Source organism: Serpentinicella alkaliphila (assembly GCF_018141405.1).
GTDB classification, from domain to species: Bacteria; Bacillota; Clostridia; order Peptostreptococcales; family Natronincolaceae; genus Serpentinicella; species Serpentinicella alkaliphila.
In genome coordinates, this window is record NZ_CP058648.1 from 2,284,847 (window position 1) to 2,303,318 (window position 18,472).

The 18,472-nt window shown below is 32.3% G+C and carries 18 protein-coding genes; all 18 read left to right on the forward strand.

Annotated elements, in window-relative coordinates; genetic code table 11:
* Positions 1–7 precede the first annotated feature (7 nt).
* The 18 genes from infB to HZR23_RS11775 all read left to right on the forward strand — a co-directional run bounded on the left by infB (position 8) and on the right by HZR23_RS11775 (position 18,419).
* Entirely contained in the window at positions 8–2,083 is a 2,076-nt protein-coding gene (gene infB / locus HZR23_RS11705) for a translation initiation factor IF-2 (protein WP_132847644.1), read from the forward strand.
* Positions 2,084–2,099: 16 nt separating this feature from the next.
* The gene (rbfA, locus tag HZR23_RS11710; RefSeq protein WP_132847645.1) at positions 2,100–2,486 is read left to right on the forward strand and encodes a 30S ribosome-binding factor RbfA; all 387 of its coding nucleotides are present in this window, start codon (positions 2,100–2,102) and stop codon (positions 2,484–2,486) included.
* A complete protein-coding gene (locus HZR23_RS11715; RefSeq protein WP_165913614.1) occupies positions 2,479–3,444 on the forward strand; it encodes a DHH family phosphoesterase in 966 nt (321 codons plus the stop codon). Before rbfA ends, HZR23_RS11715 begins: the two co-directional genes overlap by 8 nt.
* Before the next feature lie 4 nt (positions 3,445–3,448).
* Positions 3,449–4,336 (forward strand): tRNA pseudouridine(55) synthase TruB, encoded by an 888-nt coding sequence (gene truB / locus HZR23_RS11720; protein ID WP_132847647.1) that lies wholly within the window; start codon positions 3,449–3,451, stop codon positions 4,334–4,336.
* A gap of 14 nt (positions 4,337–4,350) precedes the next feature.
* A complete protein-coding gene (locus HZR23_RS11725) occupies positions 4,351–5,280 on the forward strand; it encodes a bifunctional riboflavin kinase/FAD synthetase (protein WP_132847648.1) in 930 nt (309 codons plus the stop codon).
* A 98-nt stretch (positions 5,281–5,378) separates the two neighbouring features.
* The gene (gene rpsO / locus HZR23_RS11730) at positions 5,379–5,642 is read left to right on the forward strand and encodes a 30S ribosomal protein S15 (RefSeq protein ID WP_132847649.1); all 264 of its coding nucleotides are present in this window, start codon (positions 5,379–5,381) and stop codon (positions 5,640–5,642) included.
* Between the two features lie 136 nt (positions 5,643–5,778).
* Positions 5,779–7,890 carry a polyribonucleotide nucleotidyltransferase gene (locus HZR23_RS11735; protein WP_132847650.1) on the forward strand — a complete coding sequence of 704 codons (2,112 nt, stop codon included), beginning with the start codon at positions 5,779–5,781 and terminating at the stop codon, positions 7,888–7,890.
* A gap of 209 nt (positions 7,891–8,099) precedes the next feature.
* Entirely contained in the window at positions 8,100–8,825 is a 726-nt protein-coding gene (locus HZR23_RS11740) for a polysaccharide deacetylase family protein (protein WP_243098162.1), read from the forward strand.
* Positions 8,826–8,872: 47 nt separating this feature from the next.
* Positions 8,873–10,126 carry a M16 family metallopeptidase gene (locus HZR23_RS11745; protein WP_132847652.1) on the forward strand — a complete coding sequence of 418 codons (1,254 nt, stop codon included), beginning with the start codon at positions 8,873–8,875 and terminating at the stop codon, positions 10,124–10,126.
* Positions 10,127–10,339: 213 nt separating this feature from the next.
* On the forward strand, positions 10,340–10,684 hold the full coding sequence (locus HZR23_RS17170; protein WP_249536664.1) for a hypothetical protein: 345 nt from the start codon (positions 10,340–10,342) through the stop codon (positions 10,682–10,684).
* Positions 10,678–11,175 carry a hypothetical protein gene (locus HZR23_RS17175; protein WP_249536680.1) on the forward strand — a complete coding sequence of 166 codons (498 nt, stop codon included), beginning with the start codon at positions 10,678–10,680 and terminating at the stop codon, positions 11,173–11,175. The genes HZR23_RS17170 and HZR23_RS17175 overlap by 7 nt, the downstream gene beginning before the upstream one ends.
* Positions 11,172–12,200: an IS1634 family transposase gene (locus tag HZR23_RS17180; protein ID WP_249536681.1), complete on the forward strand. Its 1,029-nt coding sequence runs from the start codon at positions 11,172–11,174 to the stop codon at positions 12,198–12,200. Before HZR23_RS17175 ends, HZR23_RS17180 begins: the two co-directional genes overlap by 4 nt.
* Before the next feature lie 247 nt (positions 12,201–12,447).
* Positions 12,448–12,711: a YlmC/YmxH family sporulation protein gene (locus HZR23_RS11755; protein WP_132849914.1), complete on the forward strand. Its 264-nt coding sequence runs from the start codon at positions 12,448–12,450 to the stop codon at positions 12,709–12,711.
* Positions 12,712–12,796: 85 nt separating this feature from the next.
* Complete coding sequence (locus tag HZR23_RS11760) at positions 12,797–13,525, forward strand: ClpP family protease (RefSeq protein WP_132849915.1); 729 nt, start codon at positions 12,797–12,799, stop codon at positions 13,523–13,525.
* A gap of 458 nt (positions 13,526–13,983) precedes the next feature.
* On the forward strand, positions 13,984–14,130 hold the full coding sequence (locus tag HZR23_RS17820) for a hypothetical protein (RefSeq protein ID WP_330615931.1): 147 nt from the start codon (positions 13,984–13,986) through the stop codon (positions 14,128–14,130).
* A gap of 50 nt (positions 14,131–14,180) precedes the next feature.
* On the forward strand, positions 14,181–15,398 hold the full coding sequence (ltrA, locus tag HZR23_RS11765) for a group II intron reverse transcriptase/maturase (RefSeq protein ID WP_330615932.1): 1,218 nt from the start codon (positions 14,181–14,183) through the stop codon (positions 15,396–15,398).
* Between the two features lie 222 nt (positions 15,399–15,620).
* Positions 15,621–16,928, forward strand: a complete 1,308-nt coding sequence (locus tag HZR23_RS11770) for a hypothetical protein (protein ID WP_132849763.1) — start codon at positions 15,621–15,623, stop codon at positions 16,926–16,928.
* 225 nt (positions 16,929–17,153) lie between these two features.
* The gene (locus HZR23_RS11775) at positions 17,154–18,419 is read left to right on the forward strand and encodes an HD-GYP domain-containing protein (RefSeq protein ID WP_132849762.1); all 1,266 of its coding nucleotides are present in this window, start codon (positions 17,154–17,156) and stop codon (positions 18,417–18,419) included.
* Positions 18,420–18,472 lie beyond the last annotated feature (53 nt).

The window sequence follows — 18,472 nt, forward strand, 5'->3', positions numbered from 1 at the left end:
TGTTCGTTTGTCAAAAGTAAGAGTTTATCAATTGGCAAAAGATTTAGGTTTAACAAATAAAGAACTTATTAGTAAGCTAGAGGATTTAGCTATTAATGTTTCTAATCATATGAGTGCATTAGAGGAAGAAGAGGTTGAGTTAATAAAACAACTTATAGAAGAAGAAAAACAACCACCAGTACAAGATAATGGAGAAGATGTAGAAGAAGAAATTGAGATAGAAAAAAATAAAAATAATAATTCTAAAAAGCCCAAAAATAAAAAGAAAAATGAGGATAAGACTATTAATAAATCACATGAAAATGAAAAAGAATTATATATTGAAGATATGCCAATAATTGAAATTGGAGAAAGAATTGTTGTTAAAGATTTTGCTGTAGCTATTAAGAAAAGTGTAAATGAGGTTATTTCCAAGCTTATACATATGGGAGTAATGGCTACAATAAATCAAGAAATAGATTTTGAGTCTGCAGAAAAAATTGCAAATGAACTTGGAATCGAAGTAATTAAAAATGAAGTTGAGGCTAAAGAGGAAGAGGAAGTTGACTTTATTATTCCAATAGATAAAGAAGAGGATCTTAAGTTTAGACCTCCTGTTGTAACAGTAATGGGTCACGTTGACCATGGTAAAACTTCACTTCTAGATGCAATCCGTAAAACTAAAGTTACGGAAAAAGAGGCTGGTGGAATTACTCAGCATATAGGTGCATCTGAAGTAGAAATTAATGGCAAAAAAATTGTATTTTTAGATACTCCTGGTCATGAGGCTTTTACTGCAATGAGAGCTAGGGGTGCAAAAGTTACTGATATTGCAATACTTGTTGTTGCTGCGGATGACGGTGTTATGCCTCAAACAATTGAAGCTATTAACCATGCAAAGGCAGCGGAAGTACCTATAATAGTAGCTATTAACAAGATGGATAAAGAGGGAGCAAATCCTGATAGAGTAAAACAAGAATTAGCTGACAATGGAATATTAATCGAAGAATGGGGTGGCGATGTTGTTAGTGTTCCTGTTTCTGCATTAAAAGGGACAAATATAGATACCCTATTAGAGATGATTCTTTTAGTAGCTGAAATGGAAAACTTTAGAGCAAATCCAAATAGAAAAGCTGTAGGAACCGTTGTAGAAGCACAATTAGATAAAGGAAAAGGTTCTGTAGCTACAGTAATCGTACAAAATGGAACCTTAAAGATTGGAGATTCTGTAGTAATAGGAACATCCCATGGACGTGTAAGGGCAATGGTGAATAGTAAGGGTAAAAACCTTAAACAAGCAGGACCTTCGACAGCTGTAGAAATAACTGGATTATCAGATGTACCTTTAGCAGGGGATCAATTAATTGCTGTAGCGGATGATAAAAAGGCTAGGGAAATTGCTACTAATAGAATTAATAAAATAAAAGAGCAACAATTAAAATCTAGTCAAAAAATATCTTTAGACGCATTATTTAGTCAAGTACAAGAAGGTCAAATTAAGGAATTGAATGTAATTGTTAAGGCCGATGTACAGGGTTCTGTTGAGGCTGTTAGACAGTCTTTAGGAAAGCTTTCAAATGATAAGGTTGTAGTTAAATCTATTCATGGTGGAGTTGGAGCTATTACTGAGACAGACGTTATGTTAGCATCCGCATCTAATGCAATTATTATTGGATTCAATGTTAGACCGTCATCAGGAGCTTCATCATTAGCAGATAAAGAAGAAGTGGATATTCGTTTATATAAGATAATTTATAATGCTCTAGAGGATTTAGAGGCCGCAATGAAAGGTATGCTAGATCCTGAGTTTAAAGAGGTAGAGCTAGGAAAAGCCCAAGTTAGAGCTACATTCAAGCTTCCTAACGGATCAGTAATTGCTGGTTGTTATGTAACTGAAGGTAAAATCCTTAGAAATGCAAATGTTAGACTAGTAAGAGATGGAATAGTAATAACAGATGGAACTATTAGTTCTTTAAAAAGATTTAAAGATGATGCAAAAGAAGTTGCTACTGGTTATGAATGCGGTATTGGTATTTACAACTTTAATAATATTAAAGAAGGAGATATTATAGAAGCCTATAAGATGCAAGAAATAGAGAGATAAGAAAGGATTGAGGAATGTGGCATACCCAAGAGTAAATCGATTAAATGAAGAAATGAAAAAATATATTAGCCATGTTGTTAGAAATGAATTGAAGGACCCTAGGGTTGCAATGATGACAACAATTACAGAGGTTGATGTTACTAGGGATTTAAGATATGCTACAGTTTTTGTTAGTGTTCTAGGAAAGCAAAAAGAAAAAGAGGACACTATGGAAGCTTTAAAAAAATCTAGTGGTTTCATAAGAAGGGAAATAGGAAAGAGAATAAAAATAAGATATATACCAGAAATATTATTTAAACTAGATGAGTCTATTGAAAAAAGCGTTGATATGTTTGCTCTAATAGATAAATTAAAAGTTAATAATAGTGATCAAGAAGTTGAGAAGGATGGCGGAGATGAATAAAAAAAATCCAATTCTTTCGCTAAAACACAGTGATAAGGTTGCTGTTATATCTCATATAAATCCAGATGGTGATAGTCTAGGTTCTTTGATGGCTTTAGGTATTTCGTTAAAAAAGATTTGCGGATACGTTGATATTTTTGTAAATGATGTTATACCTGAGAGATATAAATTTTTGCCTGAAATTGAAACAGTGGTTTTATATGATGAAAATAGTGATAAAAGGTATGATTATTGCTTTGTTTTAGACTGTGGCGATGAAGATAGACTTGGTTATAGTAAAAAATTATTACGTCAAAGCAAATCAATAATAAATATTGATCATCATGTAAGTAATACAATGTTTGGTCATATGAACATTATTGATAATAAAGCTTCGTCTGCATGCGAAGTAGTATATAAGCTAATTAAGGATTGCTTTTTTATAGATGATCTGGATATTTCTACTTGTTTGTATACTGGCATTGCTACAGATACTGGAAATTTTGTTTATGATAATACTTCTGCTAAAACCCATAAAATTGTATCAAAATTACTTAAAACAGGAGTGGACATCCAGCAAATTTCATATCATTTATATCAAAGCAAGTCTCTTAAAAGTGTTAAATTTTTAGGGCATGTTTTAAATAAATTAGAGACCTCCTATGAGGGTAAAGTAGTTATAATTCCAATACCTTTAACTTTATTAGAAGAATATGAAGTGTCCGAGGACGAAGTTGAAGGTGTAATTAACTATGCTAGAGATATTAAAGGCGTAGAGGTAGCAGTTTTACTAAAAGAAATAGGAAGAAATAAAGTTAAATTAGGCTTTAGATCTAAAAATGATGTGGATGTAAGTAAGCTTGCTTTAGAATTTGGTGGCGGCGGTCACAAGAAGGCTTCAGGGGCAACTGTATTCAATACCCTAGAAGAGGCTAAGAGAAATCTAGAGGAAAAGCTATCCACTTATGTAGGCTGGTGATAATTTGGACGGCATTATAAATATACTTAAACCACCTGGAATGTCCTCCCATGATGTTGTTTATTCTGTAAGAAGGAAAACTAGAATAAAGAAGGTAGGGCATACAGGAACATTAGACCCTAATGCTGCAGGGGTATTGCCTATTTGTATAGGTCAGGCAACAAAGGTGTCAAATTATCTTCTTGAGGATACGAAGGCATATCGTGGTGAGTTATGTCTAGGTATCACTACTGATACACAAGATATGTACGGAACTATTCTCGAGAAAAAGCCTGTTAACTGTAGTGCGAATGACATAAAGGAAGCAGTCCTTAGTTTTGTTGGAGAGTATGAACAGCTACCTCCAATGTATTCTGCTTTAAAGGTTAACGGGAAAAAGCTATATGATTATGCTAGAGAAGGCATCGAACTAGAAAGAAAATCAAGAAAAGTATATATATACAGTATTGATATTATCTATATAAAAGGTAATAAGGTTTTATTTGATGTTGTTTGCTCAAAAGGGACATATATTAGAACCTTATGTCATGATATTGGATTTAAGCTAGGGTGTGGTGGCATAATGTCATTTCTAATTCGGACGAAGTCTGGTGTTTTTAACATTGAGGATGCAATCACTATAGAGGAACTCCAGGAACATGACAATGTAGAAGAATTACTTAAGCCAGCAGATTATCCTTTAGTGAATTTACCTAAGGTAGAGATACATGAGTCTCAAAGAACATTAGTATTAAATGGAAATAAAATTGATTCAAGGTATTTTATGAATTCACCTGAATTACCTATAAACACCCTAGTCACAGTTTATTTAAAGGAACAATTTATTGGATTAGCAAATATAAAAAGTGACAACAATAACACATATATAAAATTTAATCGGCTATTGATCTAAAAAGGGGTTTATTTATGATAGTAGTTAATAAATATGAAGACTTGAATAATCAAATAAATAGAGGAGTTGCCCTCGGAAATTTTGATGGTATACATATTGGTCATCAAAGTTTAATTACGACTCTACTCCATGAATGTGCAGAAAATAATTTAGAATCATGTGTATATACGTTTTTAAATCATCCATTGAGTATTATTACAAAAACTAACGCATCTCCTATGCAAATAACAAATTTGCATATGAAGGAACGAATTTTTGAATTCCACGGCTTAGACATATTGTTTTTAGATGAATTTAATGAGGCTTTTATGAATCAAAGCCCTGAGGAATTCGTTGTTGAAATACTAGTAAAAAAATTAAAATGCAAGGTTGTAGTGGTAGGTTTTGATTATAGGTTTGGTAGTAAGGGTCTTGGGGATACGGAATTACTTAAGGAATTAGGGAAAGAATATTCGTTTAAAGTAATTGTAGTTGAACCTGTTGAAATAGATGGTATAAAGGTAAGTAGCACTAAGATAAGAGCTTTAATTGTAAACGGAGAGATTGAGCAGGCTAATGAATTTTTGGGCAGACCATTTACTTTGGCTGGTCAGGTTGTACATGGGGAAGGAAGAGGAAGAAAACTTGGATTTCCAACAGCTAATATATCAATTAATCCAGGGCAATTAATTCCTCAACTAGGTGTTTATGCAACAGAAGTTGTTTTCGAAGGAAAAAGGTATATTGGTGCAACATCTATAAGTAGTAAGCCGACCTTCGGAAACCAAGATATTACTGTTGAAACCTTTATTTTAGATTTTTCTGAAATAGCATATGATAAAAATATAGAAATTATATTTACTAAAAAAGTAAGAAACCAAACAAAGTTCAATAATGAGCAAGAATTAATAGATCAAATTCAAAAGGATATAACTGTTATAAAAAACATTTACAAACATAATTAAGTATGCTAGAATTGTATAGGTTGGAACCTATTCTCAGTAATTTGAGTCACCGACGGTTACTTGGAATGAGGGGATTATAAGAAGAGGAGGTGAAATATATGGAAAAGAATGCAAAACAAACAATTATCGATACTTATAAGGTACATGATACTGATACTGGTTCTCCAGAAGTACAAATTGCCATATTAACAGAGAGAATTAACCAACTAAATGACCACTTACAAACTCATAAAAAAGATCATCATTCAAGAAGAGGTCTATTAAAAATGGTTGGACAAAGAAGAAGTCTTCTTAACTATATCAAAAACAAAGATATCGAAAGATACAGAGATTTAATAGGAAAATTAGGACTAAGAAAATAAACATAAAATATGAGCGGGGATTCCCGCTCTATTCTTTAATTACATAGAATTTTTGAGAATTAATTATTAAATTTTTACTAAGACTAATATGTAAGTTAGTAAAATATATACTAATTGATGAAAGGAGGAAACAACAATGCATAAAGTTTTTAAAACAGAGTTGGCAGGTAGACAATTTACAGTAGAAACCGGTAAATTAGCACAACTTTCAAATGGATCTTGTTTAGTTACATACGGAGAAACTGTAGTATTAGTAAATGCTAACTCTTCTAAAGAACCAAAGGAAGGGATTGACTTTTTCCCTTTAAGCGTTGATTATGAAGAAAAATTATATGCAGTTGGAAAAATACCAGGGGGCTTTATAAAAAGAGAGGGAAGACCATCTGAGAGTGCAATATTAACCTCAAGACTTATTGATAGACCGATACGTCCTCTATTCCCAAAAGGATATAGAAATGATGTACAAGTTATAGCGACAGTATTATCAGTAGATCAAGATTGTACGCCAGATGTAGTTGCTATGATTGGATCTTCAATCGCTCTTTCAATTTCTGATATCCCTTTCCAAGGTCCTACAGCTTCAGTAAATGTAGGGTTAATTAATGGAGAATTTATTATTAATCCGACTAGTGCACAAAGAGAAGTAACTGAATTAGATTTAATGCTATCTGGAACTAAAGATGCAGTAATGATGATAGAGGCAGGTAGTAATGAAGTATCTGAGGAACAAATGTTAGAGGCAATTATGTTTGGTCATGAAGAAATCAAAAAAATAGTTGCTTTTATAGAAGAAATTGTAGCTGAAGTAGGTAAACCTAAGCAGGAATTAAAGCTTGCAAAAATTGATGAGGATATAGAAGAAGCAGTCAAGGAATTTGCTACGGCTAAAATTTTAGATGCGATAAAAACTTTTGATAAAACAGAAAGAAATGAGAACCTTGACAGAGTTAAGGAAGAGACAGTAGAATTCTTCAGTGAGCAATTTGAGGATAGAATTAAGCAGGTTAAAGAAGTGTTTGCTTCTCTTGTTAAAAAACAGTTAAGAACTATGATACTAAAAGAAAGAGTTAGACCAGATGATAGATCTTTAGAAGAAATTAGACCTATTTCATGTGAAGTTGGAGTACTTCCTAGAACTCATGGAACAGGGCTATTCACTAGGGGTCAAACTCAAGCGTTAACTGTTGCAACTCTAGGAGCTTTAGGAGATGTACAAAAAATAGATGGACTAGGTGAAGAAGAAACAAAAAGATATATGCATCACTATAACTTCCCGCCTTATAGCACAGGTGAAGCAAGGTTTTTAAGAAGTCCAGGAAGAAGAGAAATTGGTCATGGTGCCTTAGCCGAAAGAGCTTTAGAGCCAATGATACCAAGTGTAGAAGATTTCCCTTATGCAATTAGACTTGTATCTGAGGTTTTAGCTTCTAATGGGTCTTCATCTCAGGCCAGTGTATGTGGTAGTACTTTAGCTTTACTTGATGCAGGTGTACCAATTAAAAGCATGGTAGCTGGTATTGCTATGGGTCTAGTTAAAGAAAATGATGATGTAGCCATTTTATCAGATATACTAGGAATGGAAGATGCTTTAGGAGACATGGACTTTAAAGTAGCAGGTACAGATAAAGGAATTACTGCTATTCAAATGGACATTAAAATTGCAGGAATTGATAGAAAAATTCTTCAAGAAGCATTAGAGCAGGCTAGAGTAGGTAGACTTCATATTTTAGGTAAAATGAAGGAAGCAATTGATGCTCCAAGGTCTGAGCTATCACCTTATGCCCCTAGAGTGTTAAAGATGAAAATTAACCCAGATAAAATTAGGGAAGTAATAGGAACTGGTGGAAAAACAATTAACAAAATTATTGAAGAATCTGGAGTTAAAATTGATATAGAAAATGATGGTACTATTTTTATAGCAGCAGACTCTATGGAAGCAGGTCAAAAAGCAGTAAGAGCTATAGAACAGATTATAAAAGAGCCTGAAATTGGTGAGGTATATAAGGGTAAAGTAATTAAAATTATGAATTTTGGTGCATTTGTTGAGATAATGCCTGGTAAAGAGGGGTTAGTGCATATATCAAATCTAGCACATGAAAGAGTAAACAAGGTAGAAGATGTATTAGCTACAGGTCAAGAATTAGAAGTAAAAATTATCGAAATTGACCCTCAAGGTAAGATTAGTCTATCTCGTAAAGCTTTATTACCAAAACCTGAGCCAAAACCAGAAGTTAAACCAGAAAAATAAATTAAGTATATGGGATGAGAGATTTCTCGAGAGTGAAAATACTCTCGGGTAATCATATCATTTTAACTAATAATTAGAACTTACATAAACCCTAGGGTTTATGTTTTTTAATTTCAAACATTCTTCTTAAATTTATCTTTAACTCGAATATGGAGCAAGTATCAGAATATTATATATATAAGATATTTGTTTGTATGGGAGGAATAAATGTGATATTTCTAATTAAGAAGAAGCACGCTGTTATTGCAGTAGCTGTTTTTGTAACAATTTTAGTAGGGATATTTGCTATTATATTTATGAATAATAATAGCAAAGGAGTTTTTAATACTTACAATGTAACTAATAAGCCAATTCAACAGGGTAGTGTGGATAGTAATTATATTGCTTTTACATGTAATGTTGATTGGGGTAACGAAGTAATTCCTGAAATGCTTCAAACACTTAAAGATAAAAATGTAAAAATTACATTTTTTGTAACAGGAAGATGGGTAAAAGAGTTTCCGGATATTTTTCAACTTATTGTCGATGAAGGCCATGAAATTGGAAGTCATGGTTATCAACATTTAGATTACGGTAAACTATCATTAGATAAAAACTTAGAACAAATAAAAAAAGCTGAAGAAGAAATTCAGAAAATAACTGGTGAAAAACCAACTCTATTTGCACCACCTTCAGGTTCATATAATGAGAATACTTTAAATGCAGCTAGTAAATTGGAGTATAAAACAATTTTATGGACTATAGATACTATAGACTGGAGACAGGGTAGTACAAAAGAGGTAATTGTTGATAGGGTTTTAAATAAAGAAAATCATAAAGGGGCAATAGTATTAATGCATCCTATGCCAGCAACAGCTAAGGCTTTACCCGTATTAATAGATGAATTTAGGAATAAAGGCTTAGAAATAGGTAGAGTTAGTGATGTATTAAAATAGTATATAATATATATGTAGAAACTATACATAAAATTCAGGAGGAACAAATGTATAAACGTCATAAATTAAATAATGGATTAAGAATTATTACTGAAAATATACCCTATGTTAAATCGATTACTTTAGGTATATGGATTAAGACAGGAAGTAAAAATGAAAATTTAAATAATAATGGGATAGCACACTTTATTGAACATATGTTGTTTAAAGGAACATCAAATAGAACTGCTAAAGAAATAGCAGAGCAAGTGGATGGGGTTGGGGGACAGATTAATGCCTTCACTAGTAAGGAGTATACCTGCTATTATATGAAGTTATTGGACTCACATTTAGATTTAGCTGTAGATATTTTATCTGACATGCTATTTAACTCAAAGTTCGATAGTCAAGAAATTAAGAAAGAGAGAAGTGTAATTTTTGAAGAAATAAGTATGTATGACGATTCTCCAGAGGACTTAGTACATGAATTATTGGCAAAGACTTTATTAAAAAATAGTACTTTAGGTTATCCGATTTTAGGAACTGAAGAAAGTTTGAACAAAATAAATAGGGATGTAATGTTAGGATATACAAATGCTAATTATGTTGCTAATAATTCAGTAATTTCGGTAGCAGGAAATTTTGATGAAGAGAGTCTTTTGAAAGCTATTGATTCTAAATTTGGAAAATGGCATCAAAATCACAACATTGAGCAACCTAATGATAAAATATTGTATAATTTTGAGCATGTTTTTAAACAAAAAGATATAGAGCAGACGCATTTTTGCTTAGGTTTTCCAGGGAAATCTCTAAAATCAAACAATTTATATCCTCTATATATTTTAAATAACGTAATAGGTGGAAGTATGAGTTCTAGGTTGTTCCAAAAAGTTAGAGAAGAGCATGGATTAGTATACTCTATTTATTCTTATCCATCTTCTTACGCAGACGCAGGACTACTGGCAATATATGCTGGGATGAATCCAGGAAATTTAGACGAAGTATGCTCACTGATATTTAAGGAGCTAACTGATATTAAGAATAATGGCATTAGTGAAGAAGATTTAGCTAAAACTAAAGAGCAACTTAAGGGTAACTACATTATTGGACTAGAGAGTACTAGTAGCAGAATGTCTTCTATAGGAAAAGCTGAGCTTTTATTAGGTAAAATTAATAGTCCTAAGGAAGTTATAGAATTAATAGACAGTGTAACTATTAAAGATATTAAGTATACTATAGAGCAGGTTATTGACTTTAATAAAATGACTACAGCCATGATCAGTAAAGAGGATAAGACGGAAAATATAAAAAAACACATCTAAATAACAATCCTTCACCGAATTTGGTGAGGGATTTTTTGTAAAAAATATGAAAGTAATATAACCTGACTTCAGAACATAAATTAATAACAAATAATGAGTAAATGTCTAATTTTTAACATTTCTCATTATTTTTTTATTTATTAACACTCACGACTTGTCGTGGTGTAGAATATGATGTATAATATAGTTAGAGGGTTTTTGTGGAGGTGTAGCATGTATATTAGTAAATCTAAAAGACCAAATGGTAAATATTTTATATCAATCGCTAAGGGGATTAGAGATCCCAAAACTAAGAAATCAAAAAAAATTCAGATTAAAGGTTTTGGTACTCATGATTTAGATTCTAAATCAGGTAAGGAAGCTCTTGCTCAAGCTGAAGCAGATCTAAAAGAAATGATTAGACTGGATGAAGCTTCTCAAGGATTTGAAAACTTTGAAGATTTCATTGAATCATTGTCAAAAGATAAGCTTTCTCTTAATCATAAAAACTTAGGTTATCTTCCATACCTAAAAATCTTTAACCAATTGAAATTACCTAACTTTTTACTAAAATGGTGAAAGATTCTAAACTAGATTATTCCTTTAGTAACTTAATGTTCTATCAGGTACTTGGTAGATTATTTAATCCTTCAAGCAAGCTTGAAGTGGCTTCTAGAAAAGATGATTTCCTATATGATTTCAGTTTTGTGAATAGCGATAACATTTATTCTTCCCTAGATGTTTTTTCTGGATTTAATAAACATAAATCTAAAGCACTAACAGATGGAGTTCAGCTCATAAAAAACATGGAAATCCTCTTAGATACCGTTGATTCAGAGGCTAAAAAAATATTAGAATATAACATTAAAAACACTTCTGATGAATTGGAACAAAATATAGCTACCTATGATAAAAATTTTGAAATGAATGAAAATAAACTTTTCAAACATTTAAATGATCATATAGGAAAGATTATTCCAGATAGAAATATGTCATTAGCATTTTATGACTGTACAACCTATTACTTTGAGTCTTTTGATGAAGACGGATTTAGAGAAAGAGGTGTATGAGTAAGGATAATAAAAGAAATGAAACACAAGTTGTTATGGGCTTACTAATAGACACCAATGGGATACCTATTTCTTATAGGCTTTTTAAAGGCAACAAACATGAATTACATACCATGGAAGAAGTCATTGACGATATATTAAATAATTACACCATAAAAGAAATCATAATAGTGGCTGATAGGGGCTTAAATTCAAGGGCTAACTTAGAGATGATTCGAGGTAAAGGGCTTAGTTACATTGTAGGTTCTAAGGGCAGTGCAGTTCCTAAAGATTTAAAAGAGAAGAAATTTAATTCATCTTGGAACATAACTTCTAATGCAGAAGCTAAATACAAAAGCGGATATATAACCAGTAAAAGAAAGGTGAGTCAGAATGATGAAACCTATGACGAATTAATCATAAAAAAATATTCAGATGTCTACAAAGAACGTGAGATGTTTAAACAAGAGAAAATGATTGAAAGAGCTAAAAAGAATATAAAGGATTTTACAATCAATTCAACAACTAAATCCAAAAGCAAGTATTATAAAGCAGTAGAAAACCCTAAAGAAAAAATAAACATTGAAATTGATGAGGAAATAATTAAACAAGAGCAAGAAAATTTCGGATATTTTTACATTGTTACAAATAAAGTGGATATGAACCCAGCAGATATAATGGTAGCTTATAAATCTCTATATAAAATTGAAGAATCCTTTAGAATATTAAAAACAAATTTAAAAACAAGACCAGTATATCACTTTAAAGAACGAAGAATTAGGTCGCATTTTTTAATTTGTTATTTAGCCTTAGTAATGCAAAGAATATTAGAGTATAAGTTAGCAGTGAATAAAGTTGAATTATCTACCTATGAAATAATCAATGGACTAGAAGGATTTATAATAGATGAAATTGATTACAAAGTAGACAAATTATATATAATGTCAGACAAATTACTTAATAGTAAAATAAACAAAGACATATTTAAGATTGAAAAGAATGTTCTGCTAAGTAATGAAATCCCCAATATAATTAAAAAGATGTAGTGAACGTAAAACAACAATAAAAAGTGCTGAAACTTCTATAGACAGACGATTACAGCACTTTTTCTTATGAATGATGTTCCAAAGTCAGGAGACGGAAAATATAAAAAAACACATCTAAATAACAATCCTTCACCGAATTTGGTGAGGGATTTTTTGTCAAAAATATGAAAGTAATATAATAAGCGAATAATATAGACAAACTATCAATATATATAATATAAGAAATAAAAAATTAGAGGTGATAATTATGCTTTTTAGCACTATTGGAGGTAAAGAAATAGTAAATCTTTGTGATGGAAGTAGACTTGGTATTATAGCTGAGTCTGATTTATTAATTGACGAAAGAACTGGAAGAATTATTTCCTTGTTAATTCCAGATAAAAAAGGAATTTTAAGCTTTTTTTCTAATGATTCCTCATTAGAAATTCCATGGGAAGCAGTAAAAAAAATCGGTAATGATATGATTATTATTGAATTAGAGGATGAAAATAAAAGAAGACATTCTTTTTAACCTATATAAATTCTAGAATAGTTGTAAAATAAATAGTAAACAATATTAAGAGTAACTTAACATAAGACTAATGAGGTGATATAAAATGGATAAAATTATAATTAATGAGCAGCCAAGCCCTCAAATAAACGAAAGCAATAATGAAAATCTACAAAACATAAATGCTCTGGGAATTAATAATATACCAGATCAAAAACAAAATATTCACACACTTACTATTATAGGGCATATTGAAGGACACATGGTTTCTCCGCCACAAAACAAATCAACAAAATATGAGCATATTATTCCTCAATTAGTTGCTGTTGAGGATAATCCTGAAGTTGAAGGTATGCTGGTAATCCTAAATACAGTCGGTGGTGATGTTGAGGCTGGATTAGCTTTAGCGGAACTGATTAATAGCTTATCTAAACCAAAGGTTAGTTTAGTGCTAGGTGGTAGTCATAGTATTGGAGTACCATTAGCAACAGCAGCAGACTATTCATTTATTGCACCATCAGCTACAATGACAATTCATCCAATAAGAATGAATGGCCTAGTAATAGGAGTTCCACAGACTTTCAGATATTTTAGTAAAATGCAGGATAGAATAATTGATTTCATCGCAAGAACATCAAATATTAATAGAGAAAAAGTTAGCGAGCTTATGAATGCAACTGATGAGCTAGCTAATGATGTAGGGACAATACTTATTGGTAAGTCAGCTGTAGACCATGGATTAATAGATGAGGTAGGTGGGTTGAATTCAGCAATGACTAAATTAAGAGAAATGATTAAAAATAAGAATCAAGTAAATAATATTGAAACTCATTAACTAAGAGTAAGCTAAAAAGCATTAATATTAATATATTAGTGCTTTTTTTATGCGTGCGCCCAGCATGGGCGTGAACTTGCTGGTGAAAGTCCAGTACGGGGGCTGGTAGTGCCAACCGTTAGCCAAGAGCAAGGGTGTCCATCGTGAGGTGGAATCTGAAGGAAGCTGGAGGCAAAGCACCGAACCGAGGTACACGAATCACATTCGAGGCTCATTCGAGTGGATGAGGTTGCGCAACAAACCAAAGTCCAATAACTACCCGAAACTTGAAGAGTAAATGTGGCGGTTACATGGTGTGAAAGTGCACGCTCTTACCTGGGGAGGTCTCATGGACATGTGAAGATGAAATTCGAAACATGGTTGAAACAAGATTTATCATGAGAAGTCAGCAGAGGTCATATTAGCTAAAGGGTCATGAACCTTTAAGTGAAGGACTGAACGTTAGGAGGTTTTCAACTTTGAAAGACTTAGAACAATCACAGAGAAAGCAGACAACTAAATATTTAGGTCGCCTTGAGCAAGTAGAAGTGGAACTTCGAGGTAATCAAGGGCGCCGAGTGATGTCCTTGGAAACTCAAAGAGAGAAAGAGAAAACGATAGATTAGTTGATACTAGTGACCTACTCGATAGAATTCTAGCCAGAGATAATATGTTAATGGCTATGAAACGAGTAATTGCCAATAAAGGAAGTCATGGTGTTGACGGCATGAGATACGATGAACTTCGTGGATTTGTCGTCAATCATTGGCTGAATATAAAGACAAGGTTACTAGAAGGAAAGTATATTCCCTCCCCCGTTAGGAGAGTAGAAATACCGAAACCTGATGGAGGAACAAGATTACTAGGGATACCTACGGTGCTAGACCGAATGATACAACAGGCGATAGCACAAGAGCTTAACAAAATCTACGAACCAACCTTCTCAGAGCGTAGCTATGGATTCCGACCTAAGCGACATGCACATATGGCTATCTCAAAGGCAAAAGAATACATTAACGAAGGGAATCGTTGGGTCGTAGATATGGACTTGGAGAAGTTTTTCGATAAAGTTAATCATGACATACTTATGGAACGCCTATCAAGAAGAATCAAAGATAAGAGAGTCATTAGACTAATAAGGAAATATCTAGAGAGTGGCATTATGATAGAAGGTTTAAAAGTAAGTAGCGAAGAAGGCACACCTCAAGGTGGACCCCTTAGTCCACTACTTTCAAATATAATGCTTGATGAAATAGATAAAGAATTAGAAGGTCGAGGACACAGATTCTGCCGCTTCGCGGATGATTGTAATATCTATGTTAAAAGCAAAAAGGCAGGAATTAGGGTCATGGAGAGTATGACAAGATTGCTAGAAGGAAAGCTAAAGCTAAAAGTCAACAGAGAAAAGAGCAAGGTAGACTTAGTAACTAGAAGAAAATTTCTAGGGTTTTCATTTTACTTCAATAGAAATGGAGTCCAAGTAAGAATACATGAAAAATCATATAGGAGATTTAAGGAGAAGATTCGAGAAATAACGAATCGTAATAAAGGTATAAGTATGGAGTATCGCCTTAAAAGACTAAATGAAATCACAGTCGGTTGGATTAACTATTTCAGTATCGCGAAAGCGAAGGCAAGAATTAGAAGTCTTGAAGAATGGATAAGACGACGATTGAGGGCATGTATATGGAAACAATGGAAAAAGATTAAAACGAAGTTTATAAACCTAAAGAAGTTGGGTGTTGATAAACAAAAATCTTGGGAATATGCAAACACAAGAAAAGGTTATTGGAGAATATCCAAAAGCCCAATTCTACAAAGAACGCTTACCAATACTCGCCTAGAAAAGCTAGGTTATAAAAGTATTAGTAAGCGCTATCAGTTAATACATTAGATCCTAATGAACCGCCAAGTACCGAACGGTATGCTTGGTGGTGTGAGAGGTCGGTAGATAAAATAATTATCTACCTCCTACTCGATAGTTAAAACTTTAAATAAAAAATGTGTATTAATATCATATGGAACAAATATAGTCTCATATTAACAAAAGTTAATATTGCAGAATTTAAACTAATATATTATATGGAGTTAAACTTTCGAAAGGTGGGGTGTATTTGTGGATTTTAGTGAAAATATAGATAATTTTAAAAAACTCAATAATAATGAAAAGTATGAGACTTCAAATTTAAATGTTTACAAGATTGTTACACCTTCAAATAATGAAACTAATTCAACTATAACAAATATAGGGCCTAATGTCAGTTCACAATTGAATGAGCTAAGAATAGCTGAGAGAACTCCTATTATTGAATTAAAATCTGTATATGGACTCTCTAGCTTACGTGATAATGTAACAACCACTGGTTTTGGGACAGTAAGTAATACAACTTTCGAATATCAAGTAAGTACGACTACAGGAGAGTTAGACAGTGCAAAACTTGAGAGCGTTGAGCGTGGTAGATACATGCCTGGTTTTGCAGGTCAAGTAGGTATAGGAGTTAGGGTACCTAATGCTCCAACACATAATCAAATATTTAGATGGGGTTTGTTCGATGATAAAAATGGTGCATACTTCGGACAGAATGCTAATGGGGTTTTTGTAGGTATTCGCCGCGCGGGTATAGATACTATAATTCAACAAAATGATTGGAATATTGATCGTTTGGATGGTTCTGGTTCGAGTGGAGAAACATTAAATCTATCACATGGTAACATATTTCAGATAACCTTTACTTGGTATGGTTACGGGGTTATTCAATTTGATGTGGTACTACAGGATCATATAACAATGGCACAAAAGGTAGTTTCAGTACATAGATATAAGCCCATTGCTGAAACAAGCTTTACAGATCCTAATTTACCTATAGGTGTTGAAATTGAGAATAATGGGTTAACGACAGGGGATAGGAGTATTCTTGTTGGGGGTAGGCAGTATAACATTATAGGAAAATTTAGACCTGAATTTAGAATAACCTCAGACCGTAGAGATGTGACTGTTGGTTCAGGTGGGCTTCCAGTACTATCTTTTAAAAGAAAAACAATTTTCCCAGTTGGATCTAATCGACCTAATTCTGTGAGTTTAAAACTTGAAGGTCTAGATATTGTAACGGGGTCAGATATTTATTATAAAATAGTAGTAGGAGGTACTCTCAATGGTTCTTTTACAAATTTTCCGACAACTAATACAGCTATTCCTGATAGTGAAACTGCACTTTTAGTTAATAATAGCGCAACAACAATAACTGGCGGTCAAGTGATATATCAAGGGGTAGCGGCAGGTATACAAGGTACTGCAAGAGATTTAGCAACAGCAAGTTTGCTTAAATTTGAATTTCCTGGCGAAGAGCCTGTTACCCTTGTTATAGGAGCTATTGGTAATAATTCTGTAGTTTCTGCGGTATTAAGAATCACTGAAGAATGGTAAGAACTAGGGTTAATAAATATTGTTAACTTGAAATTATATTTCTGTAAAGAACTTAAAAAACTGTACATTTAAAACTAAGGTCAGTCCTTAGTTTTGTTTTTTAAGTTATTTAAAATAAGGTTATTATAAAACTATGTTCATATTGTATTGCTATTAAGCCCTTAAGCATTGTATTATTGTAAGATGACATAATATTGGTAAGGAGGACATTTTGTCGCAATAAAAATGACAGAGCTTTTACTTGCAACATCGAATATTTTATATTTTGTTGAAATGGATATACTAGGAGTTACCTCTAACCACTCAAAACGTGTAGCTTACATATCATTAATGATTGCTTTAGAAATTAATCTTAGTCCAGAAGAATGTGTAGATATAGTTGGACTATCCATACTACACGATAACGGATTTAGCGAAAAATTATTATATGAAAGGCTTAAGGGAGATCACATTAAAAGATTAGGGGACTTAGAGCAAGTAGAAGATCATTGTAATAATAGTGAGGAAAATATTAAAAATTTCCCTTTTATGACAGACGTTAAAAATGTTATTAAGTATCATCACGAAAGGTACGATGGCACAGGTTTTTTCTCAGTAAAAGGTGAAAGTATACCAATAATGGCCCAAATAATAAGCTTTGCAGATACTATAGATTTATTAGTTAATCTAAAGGAAAACTATATTGAGAAAGAAGAGAAGATAAATAGCTTTCTGACTGAACAGAAAAACAAGCTAGTATCAGAGTATATCTTAAATGCTTTTCAGAATGTACGTAGTAATACAAGTTTCCAATTAGATTTGAAGGGCGAATTTCTAGATAAGGCTTTAAAGAGAAACATTCCATACTTTGGTAAAGAGTTAAGCTTAAAGGACTTGAGAAGTATTTCAAAAGTGTTTTCAAAGATTATTGATTGTAAGTCTAAGTTTACGTCCATGCATTCGACAGGACTAGTTGAAAAAATTTCTATAATGGCTGACTATTATAAAAAAGACAATGATGAGAAAACAAAGCTAATTATAGCCGCTGATTTGCACGATATAGGAAAGTTAGCAATACCTAATAGTATATTAGAAAAAACCTCAAGGTTAACTGAAAAAGAATTTGAAACTATAAAAGCTCACGCCTATTATTCGAGATCTTGCTTAGAATCTTTGGAGGGTTTAGAGGATATAGATGAGTGGATTGCTAATCACCATGAAAAACTAAATGGAACTGGTTATCCGAATGGCCTTTCATCAGATAAATTAAACTTCAATTCACGCTTACTAGCTTGCGTTGATATTTATCAAGCACTAAAAGAAGATAGACCCTATAGGAAATCCTTATCCCACGAACAATGTATGGTGATACTATATCATATGGCTAATGATAGTTTGATTGACTCCAAAATAACAAATGATATGGACATTGTATTTGCAATAAATTTTAAAATAAGTGTACCAAGGAGATGCATTATATCTCCAATAAATAATAAATTTTCAGAAGATTAAATTAATTATCTTGATTTTTAATATTAATTCTAATAGTATATATATAAAACTGA

What these genes read in the sequence shown, in the direction of transcription:
- HZR23_RS11715 (WP_165913614.1), top strand. Translation starts at nt 2,479, where the DNA reads ATGAATAAAAAAAATCCAATTCTTTCGCTAAAACACAGTGATAAGGTT.
- HZR23_RS11725 (WP_132847648.1), top strand. Translation starts at nt 4,351, where the DNA reads ATGATAGTAGTTAATAAATATGAAGACTTGAATAATCAAATAAATAGA.
- rpsO (WP_132847649.1), top strand. Translation starts at nt 5,379, where the DNA reads ATGGAAAAGAATGCAAAACAAACAATTATCGATACTTATAAGGTACAT.
- HZR23_RS11735 (WP_132847650.1), top strand. Translation starts at nt 5,779, where the DNA reads ATGCATAAAGTTTTTAAAACAGAGTTGGCAGGTAGACAATTTACAGTA.
- HZR23_RS11745 (WP_132847652.1), top strand. Translation starts at nt 8,873, where the DNA reads ATGTATAAACGTCATAAATTAAATAATGGATTAAGAATTATTACTGAA.
- HZR23_RS17170 (WP_249536664.1), top strand. Translation starts at nt 10,340, where the DNA reads ATGTATATTAGTAAATCTAAAAGACCAAATGGTAAATATTTTATATCA.
- HZR23_RS17175 (WP_249536680.1), top strand. Translation starts at nt 10,678, where the DNA reads ATGGTGAAAGATTCTAAACTAGATTATTCCTTTAGTAACTTAATGTTC.
- HZR23_RS17180 (WP_249536681.1), top strand. Translation starts at nt 11,172, where the DNA reads ATGAGTAAGGATAATAAAAGAAATGAAACACAAGTTGTTATGGGCTTA.
- HZR23_RS11755 (WP_132849914.1), top strand. Translation starts at nt 12,448, where the DNA reads ATGCTTTTTAGCACTATTGGAGGTAAAGAAATAGTAAATCTTTGTGAT.
- HZR23_RS11760 (WP_132849915.1), top strand. Translation starts at nt 12,797, where the DNA reads ATGGATAAAATTATAATTAATGAGCAGCCAAGCCCTCAAATAAACGAA.
- ltrA (WP_330615932.1), top strand. Translation starts at nt 14,181, where the DNA reads ATGGCTATGAAACGAGTAATTGCCAATAAAGGAAGTCATGGTGTTGAC.
- HZR23_RS11775 (WP_132849762.1), top strand. Translation starts at nt 17,154, where the DNA reads ATGACAGAGCTTTTACTTGCAACATCGAATATTTTATATTTTGTTGAA.